The sequence below is a fragment of the Streptomyces sp. NPDC053474 genome, from assembly GCF_044544845.1.
Lineage (GTDB): Bacteria > Actinomycetota > Actinomycetes > Streptomycetales > Streptomycetaceae > Streptomyces.
In genome coordinates, this window is the sequence record NZ_JBITXV010000010.1 from 138,824 (window position 1) to 158,900 (window position 20,077).

The 20,077-nt window shown below is 76.4% G+C and carries 1 protein-coding gene; it reads right to left on the reverse strand.

From position 1 onward, the window contains the following. Positions 1-69: 69 nt before the first annotated feature. Positions 70-20,070, reverse strand: coding sequence for a non-ribosomal peptide synthase/polyketide synthase (locus tag ACIG3E_RS24450; RefSeq protein WP_399620169.1), 20,001 nt, complete (start codon positions 20,068-20,070; stop codon positions 70-72). Positions 20,071-20,077 lie beyond the last annotated feature (7 nt).

Sequence of the window (20,077 nt, forward strand, 5' to 3'; positions counted from 1 at the left end):
TCCTCTCGTGGGTGCGGTGTCGCCGCCCCGGGGCACCGGCGGTGCGGGCGCCCCGGGGCGGAGCGTGGGTCACAGGCTGTCGCGGGCATGCCGGGCTATGTGGTGCAGAGCCGTGGCGAACTCCTCGGCGACGCGGCGTACGGTCTCCGTGTCGTGCAGTCCCGTGCGGTGGTGCCAGGTGAAGGCGAGGCGGCCGTCCTGGACGGCGCCGACCACCTCAAGGGGGTGGGATCCGCTGTCCCGTGGGTCGTGGTCCTGGCCGAGGGAGCCGTGTTCGGCGCGCACGAGGCCGGTGCCGGGCTCCGCGGGCCGGGCGTCCCACTGCCCGAGGTAGTTGAACACCACCTGGCCGTGGGCCGCGGCGCCGAGCCGCTCGCGGACCTCGGGCGGGCCGAAGGTGCGCAGGGCGCCGTAGCCGAGGCCGTTGCCGGGCACCACGCGCAGCTGGCGGCGCACGGACTTCACCAGGGCCCGCCAGTCGCGGGAGGCACCGAGGTCCTCCGGCTGTGTCACCTGGAGGGCGACGGGGTGGACGGTGGTGAACCAGCCGACCGTGCGGGACAGGTCCACGCCGTCGAGCAGGTCCTCACGGCCGTGCCCTTCCAGGTCGAGGCGGACCCGGTCGCCGCCGGTCCAGCGGGCGAGGGCGAGGGCGAGGGCGGCCAGCAGGACGTCGTTGACGCGGGTGCGGTAGGCGGTCGGCGCGGCCCGCAGCAGCGCCGTCGTGTCCTCCTCGGTCACCTCCACGGTGACCTGCCGGGCCTCGCCCTCGTCCACTCCCGCCACCTCGGCGGCGGGCGGCGGCTCGGCGGTCACCGTCTCCTCCCAGTACGGCAGTTCGTGGTCGAGGCCGCCCTCGGCGACGTGCGCGGCGAGCCGTCGGGACCAGTCCCGGAAGGAAGTGGTGCGCTCCCCCAGGGCGATGGGCTCGCCCGCGGCCGCCTGCCGGTAGGCGGCTTCCAGGTCGTCGGCGAGGATCCGCCAGGACACCGCGTCCACGACCAGGTGGTGGCCGACCAGGAGGAGGAAGACGGGGCGGTCCGCGTCCCCGGTGAACAGGGCCGCCCGCAGCAGCGGGCCGCGGCCCAGGTCGAAGCCGGTGTGCAGGTCGTCGGCGGCCTTGCGCAGGGCCTCGTCGGCCTCCGCCTCGGCCAGGCCGCTCAGGTCGTGCTGGACGAGCAGGCCGTCGGCGGGGGTGTCGGCGGGCGGCGGGTTGAACTGCCGCCAGCCCTCGGCGTCCTGGGTGAAGCGCATGCGCAGCGCGTCGTGGTGTTCGAGCAGCGCCTCCAGGGCGGCGCGCAGGGCCTGCGGATCGGGGGCCCCGTCGAGTTCCAGGAGCGCCGACTGGTTGAAGTGGTGGTGCGCGGCGCGCGGGGTGGTCAGGAACCACTCCTGGATGGGGGTGAGCGGTACGTCGCCGCTCACCGGGCCCTCGCCGGAGCGCTGCGGCGCGGTCCTGACGACGGCGGCGAGTTCGGCCACCGTCTGGTGGGTGAACAGGTCACGCGTGGCCAGGTGCAGCCCGTCGCGCCGCAGCCGGGACACGACCTGCATGCTCAGGATCGAGTCGCCGCCGAGGAGGAAGAAGTTGTCGTGGGCGCCCACGTCGTCGACACCGAGGACGTCGCCCCAGATGCGGGCGACCCGGCGTTCGGTGTCGGTGCGCGGTGCGACGTGCGGCCCGGTGGCGGTGTGCGCGGGCCCGGGCGCGGGCAGGGCGCGCCGGTCGGCCTTGCCGTTCGGGGTGAGCGGCAGCCGCTCCAGGGGGACGAACACCGACGGCACCATGTGCAGCGGGAGCAGCCCGGCGAGGTGCTCGCGCAGCTCAGCGGCGGGGAGCTGTCCGGTGTCGCCGCCGGTGGGCACGACGTACGCCACGAGCCGCTCGGAGCCGCCGTCGGCGCGGACGACGACGACCGCGTCGCGCACCCGGTCGCTGCGGCGCAGGGCGCTCTCGATCTCGCCCGGCTCGATGCGGTAGCCGCGCAGCTTGATCTGGTCGTCGGCGCGCCCCGCGAAGCGCAGCGCGCCGTCGGCGCCCCAGCGCACCAGGTCGCCAGTGCGGTACATGCGCTCCCCCGGCGGGCCGAACGGGTCGGCGGTGAAGCGCTGGGCGGTCAGGCCCGGCTGGTTCACATAGCCGCGGGCGAGGCCGGGCCCCGCGACGTACAGCTCGCCGGTCACGCCGGGCGGGACGGGCCGCAGGGCGGCGTCGAGGACATACAGGCGGGTGGCGCCCGCCGGGCGGCCGATGGGCGGGGCACCCGCTCCCGGGGACAGGGGCCCGGTCCAGGAGGCGACCACGGTCGCCTCGGTGGGCCCGTAGGAGTTGATCATCCGGCGGCCGGGGGCCCACTGCTCGACGAGGTCGGGCGGGCAGGCCTCCGCGCCGACGATCAGGGTGCGCAGGTGCGGCAGGCTGCCCGCGGTCTCGGGTGCCACCGTGGCCAGGGCGGCGGGCGGGATGAGGGTGTGGCTGACGTGCCGCTCGGTGAGGACCTGGGCGAGGCGTTCGCCGACCAGCGGGCCCTCCTCGCCGGTCACCAGGGCGGCGCCGCTGAGCAGCGAGACGCACAGCTCCAGGACGGAGGCGTCGAAGCTGGGCGAGGCGAACTGCAGGACCTTGTCGCCGGGGCCCGCCGCGTACTGCTCGGCGGCGGCCGCGGCGAAGCCCGCCAGGCCCCGGTGCGGCACCACGACGCCCTTGGGCGTTCCGGTGGACCCGGAGGTGTAGATGACGTACGCGGGGTGGTCGCAGGTCAGTGGTGCGGTGCGGTCGGCGTCGGTGGGCGCGGTCGCGGGCCCGTCGGCGGCCCAGACCTCCGCCGGGTCGGCCAGGGTGAGCCAGGCGCCCGCGTCGTGCACCATGAACTCCCGCCGCCGCTCGGGGTAGGCGGGGTCCACGGACAGGAAGGCGCCGCCCGCCTTGGCGACCGCGAGCTGCGCCACCACCGCTTCGGCGGTCCGGGACAGGGCCAGGGCCACCACGCGCTCGGGGCCGACGCCGCGGCCGATCAGCTGGTGGGCGAGGCGGTTGGCGGCGCGGTCGACCTCGGCGTACGTCAGCTGCCGGGAGCCGTCGTCGAGCGCCACCGCGTCGGGCGTGCGCGCGGCCTGCCGTTCGAAGAGCCGGGGCAGGGTGACCGCGGGGAGCGGCCGGGCCGTGCCGTGGCCCTGCTCCAGGAGGGTCTTCAGCTCGGCGTCGGAGGACAGGGGCAGGGCGCCCAGGGGCCGGTGCGGGTCGTCGGCGACGGCGGTCAGGAGCGTGCCGAGCTGGTCGGCCATGCGCTCGGCCGTCGCCGCGTCGAACAGGTCGGTGTTGTAGGTGAGCAGGCCGTGCAGCGCTCCGGAGTCCGTCTCGGCGAACTCCAGGGTGAGGTCGAAGGCCGCGTGCTGGAGCTCCGACTCGATGTCGCAGACGTCGAGTCCCGGCAGGTCGAGGTCGCCGGTCGGGGTGTTCTGGAGGACGACCATGACCTGGAAGAGCGGGGTGCGGCTGGTGTCGCGCACCGGCTGGACCTCGTCCACCACCCGCTCGAAGGGCACGTCCTGGTGCGCGAAGGCGTCGAGCACGGTCTGCCGGACGTCGTCGAGGAACTCGGGGAAGCCGCGCTCGGGCTCGACGCGTGAGCGCAGGACGAGGGTGTTGACGAAGAAGCCGACCAGGTTCTGGACCTCGGGCCGGTCGCGGCCGGAGGTGACGGTGCCGACGGCGATGTCCCGCCCGCCGGACAGGCGCGCGAGGTAGGTCTGCGCGGCGGCGACGAGCGTGGTGAACAAGGTGGCCCCGCGCTCCCGGCCGACCTGGGCGAGGCGCCGGGCGGTCCGGGGGGCCAGGGTCAGCCGGGCGGTGCCGCCGTGGTGGGTGCGCACGGCGGGGCGCGGCCGGTCGGTGGGCAGGTCGACGGGTTCGGTGTCGGCCAGGTGCTGCTTCCAGTAGGCGAGTTGGGCGTCGGCGTCCGCGCCGTCGGCGGTGCGCTGCCAGTGCGCGTAGTCGGCGTACTGCACGGGCAGCGGCGGCAGCTCCCCGGTGCCGGTGCCGAGGGCCTGCCGGTAGAGGTGGGCCAGGTCGCCGGTGAGCACGGCGGTGGACCAGCCGTCGGTGACGATGTGGTGCAGGGTCAGCGCGAGCACGTGGTCGTCGTCGCCGAGGCGCACCAGGGCGGTGCGCAGCAGCGGGCCGTGGCGCAGGTCGAAGGGGCGGGTGCGTTCGTCCGTCAGGAGGCGGTCCAGCTGGGCCGCGCGGTGCTTCTCGGACGTGCCCGACAGGTCGTGCGTCGGCAGCGTCGCCTCGCGGGGCGGGTGCACGACCTGTACGCCGTGGCCGTCGACGGTGTCGAAGGTGGTGCGCAGCGAGGCGTGCCGGGCCACGAGGCCGGTCAGGGCCTCGGTCAGGGCGCCGGTGTCGAGCCGTCCGCGCAGCCGCAGCGCGAGGCCCGTGACGTACTCGGCGGTCCCGCCGGGCGCGAACTCCGCGAGGAACCACAGGCGTTGCTGCGCGTACGACATGGGGGCCGTGGCGCGCGCGACGGGCACGATGGCGGGGCGGGCCGTGCCGGGGGCCGGGGCGGCGGTGACCAGGGTGGCGAGCGCGGCCGGGGTGGGGTGGGTGAACACCGCGCGCGGCGAGACCTCCGTGCCGAACTCCTCGGCCAGGCGGGACGCGAGGCGGATGCTGAGGATCGAGTCGCCGCCCAGGGTGAAGAAGTCGTCCTCCGCGCCGGGCAGGGCCACGCCGAGGACGTCGGCGAAGACGGCGGCGACGCGGCGTTCGGCGTCGGTGCGGGGCTCGACGCGCGCGGCGCCGCCCGCCCCCGCGTCCGGCTCCGGGGCCGGGAGCGCCGCCCGGTCGACCTTGCCGTTGGCGCTGAGCGGCAGGGCCGCCAGCGGGACGTACGCGGAGGGCACGAGGTAGTCGGGCAGCGCGCGGGCGGCGAAGGACCGCAGCTCCGCCGGGTCTGCGCCCGCCGGGCCGACGAGGTAGGCCACCAGGCGCCGGGCGCCGGGCCGGTCCTCGCGGGCCACCACGGCGACGTCCACGACGCCGGGGTGCGCCGCGAGGGCGGCCTCGGCCTCGCCGGGTTCGACGCGGAAGCCGCGGATCTTCACCTGGTCGTCGGCGCGGCCGAGGAAGGCGACGGTGCCGTCCGGGTGGCGCCGGGCCAGGTCGCCGGTGCGGTACATGCGGGCGCCGGGCGGCCCGTAGGGGTCGGCGAGGAAGCGGCCCGCGGTCTCTTTGCCGCGGCCCAGATAGCCGCGCGCCACGCCCTCGCCCGCGAGGTACAGCTCGCCCGCGCAGCCCGGCGGCACGGGCCTGAGGCGGGCGTCGAGGACGTGCGCGCGCATGCCGTCCAGGGGGTGGCCGATCGGCACGGTGTCGGGCACGGCGGCGGCGTCGGCGAGGGCGAAGGAGGTCGCGAAGGTGGTGGTCTCGGTGGGGCCGTAGCCGTCCACGACGGTCAGGCCGGGGCAGGCGGCGAGGACGCGGCGTACGGCCGCCGCGGGGACCACGTCGCCGCCCGTCCAGACCTGGCGCAGACCGGTGAAGCAGTCCGGGGCGTCCTGGGCGAGGAGCCGGAAGAGGCCGGCGGTGAGCCACAGCGCGCTCAGGCCGCCGGTACCGGCGAGCCGCCGCAGCAGAGCCGCGTCCACCGCCCCGTCGGGGGCGACGACCACGCGGCCGCCGGTCAGCAGGGGCGCCCACACCTCGAAGGTGACGGCGTCGAAGGCGACCGGGGAGTGCAGCAGGACGCGGGCGCACACGCCGTCCGCGAAGCGGCTGTCGGTGGCCAGCGCGGCCACGTCGCGGTGGCGCACGGCGACGGCCTTGGGCAGGCCGGTGGAGCCGGAGGTGAACATCACGTAGGCCAGCTGGTCGGGGTCGGCCTGCCCGGCGAGGGGTGCCCCGGCGGGGCCGGTGCGCGCGGCCTCGACGTCGTCGGCGGTGAGCCGGGCGGTGGCGCCGACCTGGTCGAGCAGGGCGCGGCGGCGCTCCTCGGGCGCGCGGGTGTCGACGGGCACATAGGCGCCGCCCGCCTTGAGGACCGCGAGCTGCGCGACCACGAGGGCGGCGGAGCGGTCCATGAGCAGGGCCACGCGGTCCTCGGCCCCCAGGCCATCGGCGCGGAGCCGGGAGGCCACCCGGTCGGACCAGTCCGCGAGTTGACGGTACGTCAGTGACCGGTCGCCGTCCTGGAGGGCGACCGCGTCGGGGGTGCGGCGGGCCTGCTCGGCGAAGAGGGCCACCGGGGTGCGCGCGGGCGCGCTGTCGGAGGGGGTGGCGTTCCACCGCCGCAGGAGGTCCTTGTCCTCGGCGGTGAGCAGGTCCAGCTCGTCCACGTCCGCGTCGAGGCCCTCGGCGAGGCGGGTGAGCAGGGTGGTGAGGCGGTCCGCGGCGCGTTCGACGGTGGCCCGGTCGAAGAGGGCGGGGTCGTAGGCCAGGTCGAAGCCGAGCCCTTCGGCGAGGTGGGCGCGCAGGCACAGCGGGAAGGTGGTGGCGTCGTCGGCGCGCACCTCCTCGACGCGCACGCCGGTCCTGGCCGCGGCCCGCTCGTCGACGGGGTAGTTCTCGAACACCACCATGCTGTCGAACAGGGCCTCGCCCGACGGGAGCTCGCTGAGGGCCTGGATGCGGGGCAGCGCGAGGAAGTCGAAGCGGCGGGCGTCGCCCTGCCGCTCCTGGAGGTCGCGCAGCCAGGGCAGCACGCCGCCGCCGGGGACGCGTACCCGCGTCGGCACGGTGTTGATGAACATGCCGACCATGGAGTCCACGCCGGGCAGCTCGGCGGGGCGGCCGGAGACCGTCGTACCGAACACGACGTCGTCGCGGCCGCTGTAGCGGGCCAGGAGCAGCCCCCAGGCGGCCTGCACCACGGTGTTGACGGTCAGTCCGGCGCGGGCCGCCGTCTCCCGCAGCGTGCGCGAGACGTCCGCGTCGAGTGCGCGTGCGACGGCTTCCTCGGAGCGGGCGCGGTGGGCCTCGGCGGGGACGCGGTCGTACGGCAGCGGGGTGCGCGCGGCGCATCCGGCGAGCTCGTCGGCCCAGTACGCCTCGGCGAGGGACTCGTCCTGCTCCGCGAGCCACTGGAGGAAGTCCGCGAAGGGGCGCCGGATCGGGGCGGCGGCCTGCGGGCCGCCGGTGAACGCGGCGTAGCGCTCGCACACCTCGATGAGGAGCTGACCGCTGCTCCAGCCGTCGAGGATGAGGTGGTGCGACGACCACAGCAGCAGGACCTCGTCCCCGGGCAGGGCGGCCAGGGTGATCCGGGTGAGCGGCGCGGTGGTCAGCTCCATGCCCGCGGCGCGGTCCTCGGCGAGCAGCCGCTCGACGGCCTCGGCGCGCCCCTCGGGCGTCAGTGCGCGCCAGTCGAGGTGGGTGACGGGCAGCTCCGCGCGGTGGTGGACCACTTGCACGGGCCGCGGCAGGCCCTGCCAGTGGACGCTGGTGCGCAGCGCCGGGGTGCGGTCGGCGACCTGCTGCCAGGCGGCGGCGAGCGCCCGCGGGTCCGTGACTCCGGACAGGCGCACCGCCGTGCGGTCGAAGTAGGCCCCGGCGGTGTCGACGAGGCCGTGGAAGAGCATGCCGGCCTGTAGCGGGGTCAGCGGCAGGACGTCCGCGACGTGCCGTCCGTCGCCGACGAGCCGGTCCAGGTGGTCCTGGGTGAGCCCGGCGAGTGGGAAGTCGGAGGGCGTGCGGCCGCCCGCGTCGGGGCGGGCGCAGTGCCGGGCGATGTCACGCAGGGCCGCGTGCGTCTCCTCGGCCAACTGGCGCACCGTGGCTTCGTCGTAGACGGCACTCGGGTACGTCCAGCCGAGTTCGAGGCGCCCGTCGTGGACCACGCCGGTGATGTCGAGGAGGTAGGGCCGGGTCTCGTCGGGGTCGGTGTCGCGGCCCGCGGGCGGCAGGGCGGCGCCGTACAGCACGCCGTCCCGGGGGCCTGCGGTGCCCCACTGCCCGTGGTAGTTGAACCCGACCTGCGGTGCGGGGCCTTCGGCCAGCGGGCTCTCGGGCAGCAGGTGCCGCAGGGCGCCGTGGCTCAGGCCGTGCAGCGGGACCGCGCGCAGCTGCTCCTTGACCGAGCGCAGGGTGTCGCGCCAGTCGGCGTCGGGGGCGACGGTCAGGGCGAGGGGGAACTCGGCGGTGAACCAGCCGACGGTCCGCGACAGGTCCACGTGCTCGAACAGGTCCTCGCGGCCGTGGCCCTCCACGCCGATCAGGACGGTCTCGCGCCCGCACCAGCGGGCCAGGGTGCGGCCAAGGGCGCTGAGGAGCACGTCGTTGACCTGGGTGCGGTAGACGTCGGGGACCTGGCGCAGCAGGGCGTCGGTCTCCTCGGGCGTCAGCGTGACCGTGAGGGTGGCGGCGCCGCCGTGGGTGTTGGGGCCGGGGCGCCCGGCGGGCAGCTCGGCCGGGGCGGCGGCGGTCCGCCGCCAGTGGGCGAGGTCGGCGTCCAGGGCGCCGGAGCGGGTGTGGGCGTCGAGCCGGGCGGCCCAGTGTCCGTACGCGGTGCCGACCGGGGCGAGCTCGACGGGCCGTCCGGCGGCGGCCGCGCGGTGGGCGCTCTCCAGGTCGCCGAGCAGGATGCGCCAGGAGACGCCGTCGACCGCCAAGTGGTGCACGGTGAAGACGAGTTGCGCGGGCCTGTCGGGGCCGCGGTCGAAGACGAGGACCCGGACCGTCCGGCCCTCGGTGGGGTCGAGCGAGGCCTGGGCGGCGTCCGCCGCGCGCTGCACCTCCGCTGCAAGGGCCGCCTCGTCGAGGCCCGTCGCGTCGTGGGCGGTGAACACGGGCCCCGGGGCCTCGGCGAGGAGTTCCTGGCGCCAGCCGTCGCCGGTGTGGCAAAAGCGGGTGCGCAGCGCGGCGTGGTGGCGCACGACGGCGTCGACGGCCTGCTCCAGGGCGGCCAGGTCGGTGCCCGGGGCCAGTTCGAGGCGCTGGGTCATGGTGAAGCGCAGCGCGTCGCCGGGGCGGCGGGCGTCGAGGTACCAGCGCTGGATCGGGGTGAGCGGCGCCTCGGCGGGCGGGGCGGCGTCCGGGGCGGATCCGGCCGGGTCCGCGGCGGTGGCGCACAGGGCGAGTTCGGCGACGGTCGGGGCGCGGAACACGTCCTTGGTGGTCACGGCGAGGCCCGCGCGGCGGGCCCGGGAGACGATCTGGATGCTGAGGATCGAGTCGCCGCCGAGCGCGAAGAAGTTGTCGCGGGCGCCCACCCGGGCCACGCCGAGGACGTCCGCCCAGATCGTGGCCAGGCACTCCTCGGTGCCGGGCCGGGGCGCGACGTAGGGCACCTGGGTGTCGGGCTGCGTGGGCGGGGCGGGCAGGGCGCGGCGGTCGGTCTTGCCGCTGCTGGTGCGCGGGATGCGCGTCAGCGGCACGAACGCCTGCGGCACCATGTGGTCCGGCAGTGTCCTGCGCAGCCGGGCCCGCAGGTCGTCGCCCGTCGGGGTGCGCTCCCCCGCGGGCACCACGTAGGCCACGAGCAGGGTGCGGCCCGCGTGCTCGTGGGGCGTCACCACGGCCTCGGCGACATCCGGATGGGCCGTCAGGGCGGCTTCGATCTCGCCGGGTTCGATGCGGAAGCCGCGGATCTTGACCTGCTCGTCGGCGCGGCCGAGGAACTCCAGGAGCCCGTGGTCGTCCCAGCGGGCGCGGTCGCCGGTGCGGTACATGCGCGTGCCCGGCGCCCCGTAGGGGTCGGCGAGGAAGCGGGCCGCGGTCAGGCCCGGCCGGTTCAGATAGCCGCGGGCCACCTGCGCGCCCGCCAGGTACAGCTCGCCCGGGGTGCCGGGCGGCACCGGACGCAGCGCGCCGTCGAGGACGTAGGCGCGCAGGCCCCGGCCGGGGCGGCCGATGACCGGGCGCTCGGGCCGCTGGGCGCACGGGCCGTAGACGGCGTCGACGGTGCACTCGGTGGGCCCGTACACGTTGTACGCGGTGACGCCGGTGTCCTGTGCCGCGCACAGCTCGCGCCAGGTGTCGGCGCCGAGCGCCTCGCCGCCGACCAGGAGCACGTGCGGGTGGTGGCGGCCGGGCGCGAGGAGGCCCGCCGCGGTGAGTTCGCGCAGGAAGGACGGGGTGACGTTCACCAGGTCAAGACGGTGCTCGGCGACCTGGGCGCAGAACGCCTCCGGGTCCAGGCGCACGTCCTCGTCGACGAGGTGGACCTCCTGGCCGAGCGCGAGGAGCAGCGGCCCCTCCCAGGAGGTGTCGAAGGAGAACGACGCGCTGAGCGCGGCCCGCAGCCGACGGCCGTCGGTGGTGTGCGGGGCGACGATCCCCTCCTGGTGGTCGTGGCAGAGGTTGACCAGCTGGCGGTGTTCCACGGCGACGCCCTTGGGCCGCCCGGTGGAGCCGGAGGTGTAGATGACGTACGCGGTGGTGGCCGGGCGCAGCGGCGCGAGGCGGTCGGCGTCGGTCGGGTCGTGGGCGGGCAGCCGCTCCCAGGGCACCGCGCGCAGCGCCTCGGCCGTCAGGACCGTGCGGGGCGCCGCGTCGGCGGTGAGGTAGGCGACGCGCTCCTCGGGCAGGTCGGGGTCGAGGCACAGCAGGGTGCCGCCCGCCTTGAGGACGGCGAACAGGGCGACCACCTGGTCCGAGGTGCGCGGCAGGCGCGTGGCGACGGTGCGCTCGGGGCCCACGCCCTGGGCGATGAGGTGGTGGGCGAGCCGGTTGGCGCGGTCGTTGAGGGCGGCGAAGTCGAGCGTGGCGTCGCGGGCGACCAGGGCGGTGGCGTCCGGCGTGCGCGCGGCCCGTGCCTCGAACAGGGCCGGGAAGGTTCCGGGCGCGGCCTCCGGCGCGGGCGCGGGGCCGCCCTGCCACTCCTGAAGGACCTGCCGCCGTTCGGCGGGGGTCATGAGGGGCAGCGCGCCGACCTCCTGGTCCGGGTTGTCGGCGACGGCGTCCAGGAGCAGCCGCAGCTGCGCGGCGAGGCGTTCGGCGGTGCCGGGGTCGAACAGGCCGGTGCTGTACTCCAGATGGCCGGTGACGCCGTCGTCGTGCTCGACGAAGTCGAAGGCGAGGTCGAAGGTGGCGCCCCGCACCGGTGGGGTCACGGCCTCGACGTCGAGGCCGGGCAGGGCGGGTGCCTCGGTGCCGAGGTTGTGCAGGGCCACCATGACCTGGAACAGGGGGGTGCGGCTGGTGTCGCGCTCGGGCCGCACCGCGTCCACGACCCGCTCGAAGGGCACGTCCTGGTGGGCGAAGGCGTCGAGCGTGGTGGTGCGCGCCCGGTCAAGGAGGCCGCGGAACGACTGGCCGGGGGTGACCTCGCCGCGCAGCACGAGGGTGTTGACGAACATGCCGACCACGTCGTGGAGTTCGGCGCGTTCGCGGCCCGCGGTCACGGTGCCGACGGCGATGTCCTGCTGGCCCGTCCACCGGGCGAGGAGGACCTGGCAGGCCGTCAGGAGGGTCATGTACAGGGTGGCGTCGGCCTCGCGGCCCCGCTCCCGCAGCCGCTCCACGAGCGCGGCCGGGAGCGGGAAGGTCACCAGGGCGCCGTCGCGGGTGCGCACGGCGGGGCGGGGCCGGTCCGTGGGCGGCTCCAGCGGGGCCAGGCCGTCCAGGACGCGCTTCCAGTGGGCGAGCTGCCGCTCGGCCTCCTCGGTGCGGCCGCGCTGCCAGGCGGCGTAGTCGGCGTAGCGCACGGGCAGTTCGGGCAGCTGGGGGTCGCGGTCCTCCAGCGCGGCCGTGTACAGCTCGCCGAGGTCGCGGCCGAGGACGCCGAGGGACCAGCCGTCGGTGACGATGTGGTGGAGGGCCAGGACGAGCACGTGCTCGTCGTCGGCCAGGCGGGCGAGGCGGGCCCGCAGCAGCGGCCCGGTGCTCAGGTCGAAGGGGGTGGTGGCCTCGCGTTCCAGGAGGGCCTCCAGCGCGTCGGCCGCGGCGGACGTGAGGTCGTCCACGCGCAGGTCGGCGCCGTGCGGCGGGGCCACGAGCTGCCGGGCCGTGCCGTCCTGTTCGGCGAACGTGGTGCGCAGGGCCTCGTGCCGGGCGACCAGGCCGTCCAGGGCGGTGCGCAGGGCGGTCTCGTCGAGGGCGCCGCGCAGGCGCAGGGCGGACACCGTCGTGTACTCGGTGCTGCCGGGCTCGAAGCGGTCGAGGAACCACAGGCGCTGCTGGGCGTACGACAGCGGCGGCGCGGTGTCCGGGTCGGCGGCCGGGATCACGTCGGGGGCCGCGGCGCCCGACGGGTCGCCGAGGGCGGCGGCCAGGGCGCTCACGGTGGGGTGGGTGAACAGGAGCCGGGGTGAGACGTCCGTGCCGAAGGCGGCGCGCAGCCGGGAGGTGACGCGGACGGCGAGGATGGAGTCGCCGCCGAGGGCGAAGAAGTCGTCGTCGGCGCCCACCTCCGCGGTGTCGAGGACGTCCGCCCAGGCGGCGGCGACCAGGCGTTCGGCCTCGGTGCGCGGCGGGGTGCGGTCGCTCCTGGTGGCGAAGCCGTCGGCGCCGGGGGCGGGCAGGGCGCGCCGGTCGAGCTTGCCGTTGGCGGTCAGGGGCAGCGCGGCCAGCGGGACGTAGGCGGCGGGCACCATGTGGGCGGGCAGCAGGCCTTCCAGGTGCGCGCGGAGCGCGGCGGCCGCCGGGGCGCCGTCCGCGCCCGAGCCGACGACGTGGGCGACCAGGCGCCGGGTCCCGGCGGAGTCCTCGTACACGCCGACGGTGGCGGCGCCGACGCCGGGGTGGGAGTGGAGCGCGGCCTCGATCTCGCCGGGTTCGATGCGGTAGCCGCGGATCTTGACCTGGGCGTCGGCGCGGCCGAGGTACTCCAGGGTGCCGTCGGGCCGCCGCCGGGCCCGGTCGCCGGTGCGGTACATGCGGGCGCCGGGCGGCCCGAAGGGGTCGGGCAGGAACCGGGTGGCGGTGAGGGCGGGCAGGCCCAGGTAGCCGCGGGCCAGGCCCTCGCCCGCCACGTACATCTCGCCGATGGCGCCGGGCGGTGCCAGGGCCAGGTCGTCGTCGAGCACGTGGACGCGCAGGTCGGGGATGCCGGTGCCGATGGGGCTCGCGGTGCCTCTGCGGGCCGTCGCCCGGTCGAGGGGGGCGTAGGTGACGTGCACGGTGGTCTCGGTGATGCCGTACATGTTGACCAGGCGCGGCGCGTCGTCCGCGTGGCGGGCGTACCAGTCGGCGAGCCGGTCGACGTCGAGGGCCTCGCCGCCGAAGATGACCTGACGGAGCGTCAAGCGCTGGCTCAGCTCGGGGAGTTCGGCGTCCGCGCGGGCCAGCGGGTAGAAGGCGGACGGGGTCTGGTTGAGGACCGTGACGCCTTCGTCCGCGAGGAGGCGCAGGAAGTCCTCCGGGGAGCGGGCGGTGTCGTCGGGGACGACGACGAGGCGGCCGCCGTGCAGCAGCGGGCCCCACAGTTCCCACACGGAGAAGTCGAAGGCGTAGGAGTGGAACAGCGTCCACACGTCGTGCTCGTCGAAGGCGAACCAGTCACGGGTGCGCGTGAACAGCCGGACGACGTTGGCGTGCGGGACGACGACGCCCTTGGGCCTGCCGGTGGAGCCGGAGGTGTAGATGGCGTAGGCGGGGCTCTCCGGCAGCGGGCGCCGGGCCGGGTCCGGCCCGGTGGCCGGGCGGCGGTCGAGGTCGGCCCGTACCCGCGCGTCGTCCAGGAGCAGGACGGGCAGGGCGGTGTCGTCGGCGCGTACGCTCGTGTCCGTGGTGGTCACGAGCGCCACCGGGGCGGTGTCGCGCAGCAGCTGGGCGACGCGCTCGGCGGGCAGCTTGGGGTCGATCGGCAGATAGGCGGCGCCGGACTTCAGGGCGGCGACGACCGCGACGACCAGGTCGGTGGAGCGGGGCAGGGCGAGGGCCACGAAGCGCTCGGGCCCGGCTCCGGCCTCGGCGAGGCGGTGGGCGAGGCGCCCGGCCGCCGCGTCGAGCGCGGCGTAGTCGAGGCGGTCACTCCCGCAGGTGACCGCGGTGGCGTGGGGCGTCCGCGCGGCCTGGGCCTCGAAGAGGTCCACCAGGGTGTGCGCGGGGCGCCCGTGCGCGGAGCCGGTCCCCTCGGTCAGGATCCGGCGGCGCTCCTCGGCGGTGGTGACGGCGAGCTCGCGCAGCGGCCGGTCGAGGCGGTCGGCGAACTGCGCGAGGAGCAGGCACAGCCGGTCGGCGAGCGCCCGTGCCGTCGCGGCGTCGAACAGGTCCGGGTCGTAGGCCAGGTCGAAGCCGAGCCGTTCGCCTTGGTAGGCGCGGAGCACCAGCGGGTAGTTGGTGGCGTCGCGGGAGGCGACGTCCAGGAGCCGAACGCCGGTGGTGGCCGCGCGGGCCTCGTCGAAGGGGTAGTTCTCGAAGGCCACCATGCTGTGGAACAGCGGGGTGCCGGAAGGCACGTCGCTGAGCGCGGTCAGCTCGGCCAGGGAGACCGCGGAGTAGCGCCGCGACTCGGCCTGCGCCTCCTGGAGTTCACGCAGCCACACGTCGGCGGTGCGGGCGCTGTCGACGGGGACGCGGGTGGGCAGGGTGTTGATGAACATGCCCACCATCGACTCCACGCCGGGCAGTTCGTCGGGGCGCCCGGACACGGTGGTGCCGAACACCACGTCCCGCTCGGCGCCATGGCGGGCGAGCAGCAGCGCCCAGGCGCCCTGGACCAGGGTGTTGGCGGTGAGCCCGGCCGCCCGTGCGGTGCGGGCCAGGCGCGCGGACACCTCGTCGGACAGGCCGGTGGTGTGGACCCCGGCGGAGCGGGCCTGGTGCGCGTCGCTCAGGGGGCGGTCGACGGGCAGCGGGGTCGGCGTGGCGAAGCCCGCGAGGACCTGCTGCCAGTGCGCGCGTGCGGCCGTGCCGTCCTGCTCGGCCAGCCACCGTACGTAGTCGCCGAAGGGGCGGCGGACCAGCGGCCGGGCGGCGCTGCCGCTGGTGAGCGCGGCGTAGCGCTCGCCGACCTCGGTGAGCACCTGGGCAAGGCTCCAGCCGTCCAGGATCAGGTGGTGGGAGGTCCACAGCAGGTGCAGGCGCGCGTCGGGCAGCCGGACCAGGGTGAGCCGCATGAGGGGGGCCGTGGTGAGGTCGATGCCGCGCGCGAGGTCGTCGGCGCGCAGCCGCTCGAACCGGGCGGCGCGCTCGTCCTCGGCCAGGTCCCGCAGGTCCACGTGGGTGACCGGGACGCAGACCTCGCGGTGCACGACCTGGAGCGGGGCGGGGACGCCCTCCCAGACCACGGACGTGCGCAGGGTGGGTGTCTCGTCGGCCACCTGCTGCCAGGCCAGGGCGAAGGCGTGCGGGTCGGCCACGCCCTCCAGGAGCAGCGCCGCCTGGTCCACGTACACGTCGTCGGGGCCGCCGACGAGGCGGTGGAAGAGCATGCCTTCCTGGAGGGGTGTCAGCGGCAGCAGGTCCTCCACGCTCCTGCCGTCGCCGACGAGGCGGTCCACCCCGGCCTGGTCGAGGCGGGCCAGCGGGAAGTCGGAGGGGGTGCGGCCACCGGCGTCGGGGCGGGCGCAGTGCTCGGTGATCGCGGTGAGGGCGGTGACCAGGCCCGTGGCCAGGTCCTCGACGGTGGCCGCGTCGTGTGTGTCCTGGCTGTAGTGCCAGGTGATCTCCAGTTCGCCGTCCGCGACCACGGCCGTGACGTCGAGCAGGTGGTCGACGGGCACGTCGGCGGCAACGTCCCGGCCGGGCACGTCGGCGACGGGGGTGAAGTCCCCGGTGCCGGAGGTGTCCCACTGGCCGTGGTAGTTGAACGACACCTGGGGCAGCGGCAGGTCCCGCAGGGCGCGGGCCGACGGGTCGGGCGAGCCGAGGCGGGCCAGCGCCTCGTAGCTGAGGCCGCGTCGGGGCACGGCCCGCAGCCGCTCCTTGACGGCCTTGAGCGTGGCGCCCCAGTCGGGCGCGCCGGGCGGCCCGACCGGGGCGAGGGTGACGGGGTACTGGGTGGTGAACCAGCCCACCGTGCCGGACAGGTCGAGGGTGTCGTCCTCGCGGCCGTGGCCCTCCAGGGCGACGGTGACGCGTTCGGCGCCCGCCCAGTCGGCGAGGACCCGGCCGAGGGCGCTGAGCAGCACGTCGTTGACCTGGGTGCGGTAGACGCCGGGCACGCGGCGCAGCAGCGCCTCCGTGGTGGCGCGGTCCACCCGGGTGCGCACGGTGCGCACCGATCCGGCGAGCGGGGCGGCCGTCCGGTCGACGGGCAGCGGGGTGCGGGGCTCGGCGGCCTCCGCCGTCCAGGCGGGCAGGTCGCCGTCGAGGCCGCCGGACCGCACGCGTTCGGACAGGTGCCAGGACCAGTCGGCGAACGGCGTGGCGGCGGGCTCCAGGCGGACCGGCTCGCCCGCGGCGGCCTGGCGGTAGGCCCGCTCCAGGTCGGCGAGGAGGATCCGCCAGGAGACGCTGTCCACGGCCAAGTGGTGGGCGGTCAGGAACAGCTGCGGCCGCTGCCCGGCCGGGGGCTGCTTCCCCGTCGTGGATCGCTCCCCCGCCGCCGGGCGCAGCAGCGCCGCGCGCAGCAGGGCGCCGGTGGCCGGGTCGAGGGCGGCGCGGGCGGCGTCGGCGGCCGCTCCCCGGGCGGTCGCGGCGGCGTCGGTGTCGGCGGGCAGGTCGTGGCGGGTCAGCAGGCCGGTGGCCGGGCCCTCTCCGGGGTGCTGCCGCCAGCTTCCCCCGGTGCTCGCGAAGCGCGTGCGCAGCGCCGGGTGGTGGGCGGCGAGGGCTTCCACGGCCCGTTCCAGGGCCTGTTCGTCGAGGGCGTACGGCAGGTCGAGCAGGAGCGACATGCTGAAGTGCCGCCGGGCGCCGTGGGTGGCGAAGAACCACTCCTGAACGGGGGTCAGGGGGGCGGGCCCCTCGGTGCGCGGCCGTCGGGGCGCGGGCTCGTCGGCGTTCCGCCGGGACGCGGCGGCGGCCAGGTCGGCGACCGTCTGGTGCCGGAACACGTCCTGCGAGCTGAGGCGCAGTCCGGCGGCGCGGGCGCGGGAGACGGCCTGGATGCTGAGGATGGAGTCGCCGCCGAGCTCGAAGAAGTTGTCGGTGACCCCGACCCTGCTCGTGCCGAGTACCTCCGCCCAGATGGCCGCGAGGGTCTCCTCCTCGGGGGTGCGCGGGGCGACGAACTCCCGGTCGCGGGGGCCGGATTCGAGGTCGGGGGCGGGCAGGGCCCTGCGGTCCAGCTTGCCGTGGGCGGTCAGCGGCAGCGCGTCGAGGACGGTGAACGACGACGGCACCATGTGGTCGGGCAGGACGCGGCGGCACGCGCCGCGCAGCTCCGCGGCGGCGGGCCGGGCGGCGCCCGCGGCGGGCACGACGTAGGCGGCGAGGCGCTGATGGCCGTGCGCGTCGGGCACCGCGACGACCGCGGCTCCGGAGACGTCCGGCAGGTCGAGGAGCACGGCCTCGATCTCGCCCGGCTCGATGCGGTGGCCGCGCACCTTCACCTGGTCGTCGGCGCGGCCCAGGTAGTCGAGTTGCCCGTCGCCCGTCCAGCGGGCCAGGTCCCCGGTGCGGTACATGCGGCTGCCGGGCGGTCCGAACGGGTCGGGCAGGAAGCGGGCGGCGGTGAGGCCGGGGCGGCCCGCGTAGCCGCGGGCCACCTGCTCGCCCGCCAGATACAGCTCGCCGCCGACGCCGGGCGGCACGGCCTGGAGCCGCCGGTCGAGGACGTAGGCCCGCACGCCCGGCAGCGGGCGGCCCACCAGCGGCCGCCCGTCGCCCTCGATCCGGCAGGCGAGCGCGTCGACGGTGCACTCGGTGGGGCCGTAGAAGTTGTACGCGGCCACGTCCCGGTGTCCGGCGAGTTCGCGCCACAGGGCGGGGCCGATGGCCTCGCCGCCGAGCATCAGGATCCGGGGGTGGTGGCGGGGGTCGCTCAGCAGTCCGGCGGGCAGCAGCTGGCGCAGGTACGAGGGGGTCAGGTCGAGGAAGTCGACGCGGTGCGCGACGACGTACTCGACCAGGGCGGCGGCGTCCAGGCGGGTCGTCTCGTCGACCAGGTGCAGCGGGTGGCCGTCGGCCATCAGCAGCACGCCCTCCAGCGAGGTGTCGAAGGAGAACGACGCGGTGAGGGCGACGTGCAGCGGGCCGCCGCCCGCCGCGGCGACGAAGCCCTCGCGGTGGCCCGCCAGGAGGTTCGTGAGCGACCGGTGCGACACGGCGACGCCCTTGGGGCGCCCGGTGGAGCCGGAGGTGTAGATGACGTACGCGGTGGTGTCCGGGTCGAGCGGCGCGGCCGGGAGGGGGGCGGCGGGCCCGGTGTCCGGCACGGCCGCGAGCGCGGCCTCGTCGAGGACCAGGGCCGGGCGGGCGTCGTCGAGGAGGAACCGTACGCGCTCGTCGGGCAGCGCGGGGTCCAGCGGCAGATAGCCCGCGCCGGACTTCCACACGGCGAGCATCGCCACGATCATGTCGGCGGTGCGCGGAAGCCGCAGCGCGACCAGGTGCTCCGGCCCGGCGCCGTGGGCCAGGAGGTGGTGGGCGAGGCGGTCGGCGCGGGCGTCGAGCGTCGCGTAGTCGAGGCGGTCGGCCCCGGCGACCAGGGCGGTGGCGTGCGGGGCCCGGGCGACCTGCCGGGCGAAGAGCTCGGGGTAGGTTCCGGCGGCCTCCGGCGCCGCGGTGGCGTTCCACTCCTGGGTGATCCGCCGGGTCTCCTGCGGGGAGAGCAGCGGGACCGTGCCCAGGGCGCGGTCCGGCTCGGAGGCGGCGGTGTCGAGGAGCCGCACCAGCTGGTCGGCCATCCGCTCGGCCGTGGCGGTGTCGAACAGGTCGGTGCGGTACTCCAGGAGGCCGACGAGCTGGTCGCCGTCGGGCACGAACTCCACGCTCAGGTCGAAGGTGGAGGCTCGCCGGGGCACGGTCACCGGGGAGGCGCTCACCCCGTTCACGCCGGGCGCCTCGGGCGGGGCGGGGTGCAGCAGGACCATGACGTCGAACAGGGGGTTGCGGCCCGCCTCGCGGGTCGCGCCCACGGTCTCCACCAGGCGCTCGAAGGGCGTGTCGCCGTGCGCGAAGGCGTCGTTGACCGTGTCGGCCGCGGCTCCCAGGAGGTCGCGGAAGGACCCGGCCTCCGCCACGGGGGTGCGCAGCACGACGGTGTTGACATAGAAGCCGACGGACCGTTCCAGGTCGGTGTGGGAGCGGCCGGGGGTCAGCGAGCCGATGGTGATGTCGTCCTGCCCGGACCAGCGGGCCAAGAGCGCCTGGCACCCGGCGACCAGGGACGTGAAGAGGGTGGTGTGCCGCTCCGTGGCGAGCGCGCGCAGCCGGGCCGTGGTGTCCGCGGACACGGCGAAGGTGTGCACGGCGCCCGCCCCCGCCTCCTCGCCGCGGCGCGGCCGGTCCAGGGGCAGGCCCGGCGGCACGGCACCGGTCAACTGCTCGGACCAGTAGGCGAGGTGCCGCTCCAGGCGCGCTCCGGAGAGCCGCTCGCGCTGCCACACCGCGAAGTCCGGGTACTGCGCCGCCACCGGCGGCAGCTCCGGTGCCGCACCCCGGGCCAGCGCGTCGTACGCGGCGCACAGCTCCTCCAGGACCACGCCCATCGACCAGCCGTCGGTGACGATGTGATGGGCGGTCAGGAGCAGGACGTGGGACACGTCGGCGCCCTCCGGCTCCCGCAGCAGCAGGGCGCGCAGCAGCGGCCCGCCGGTCAGGTCGAACGACCGCTCGTACTCCGCGAGGAGGGCCTCCTCCAGGGCCGCCGTGCCCGCGGCGGGCAGGTCCCGCACGGGAAGCGGCACCGGCCCTGCCGGGTGCACGGTCTGTGCCGGTCGCCCGTCGGTCTCCTGGAACGTGGTGCGCAGCGCCTCGTGCCGCGCCACGACGGTGTCCAGGGCGCGGGAGAGCGCCGCGCGGTCCAGGGCGCCGGTGAGCCGCAGCGCGACGGCGCTGTTGTAGCGGGAGTCGCCGGGCCGCAACCGGTCCAGGAACCACAGCCGCTGCTGGGCGAAGGACAGCGGCAGCGGAGTGGAACGGTCCGCGCGCGGGATGCCCGGCCGGGCGGCCGGGCCCGGCGCCCCGTTTCCGGCCGCCGTCGTTCCCGCCGTGCCACCGGCGCGCCCGGCGAGGCGGCGGCGCAGCGCCTCCTGGAGGTCCTTGGGCAGGGCCGCGGCGCGGTCTCGCTTCGAAGACGTCATGGTCTGG

Excerpts from the sequence above, each read along its gene's own strand:
- ACIG3E_RS24450 (WP_399620169.1), bottom strand. The coding sequence starts at position 20,070 with ATGACGTCTTCGAAGCGAGACCGCGCCGCGGCCCTGCCCAAGGACCTC.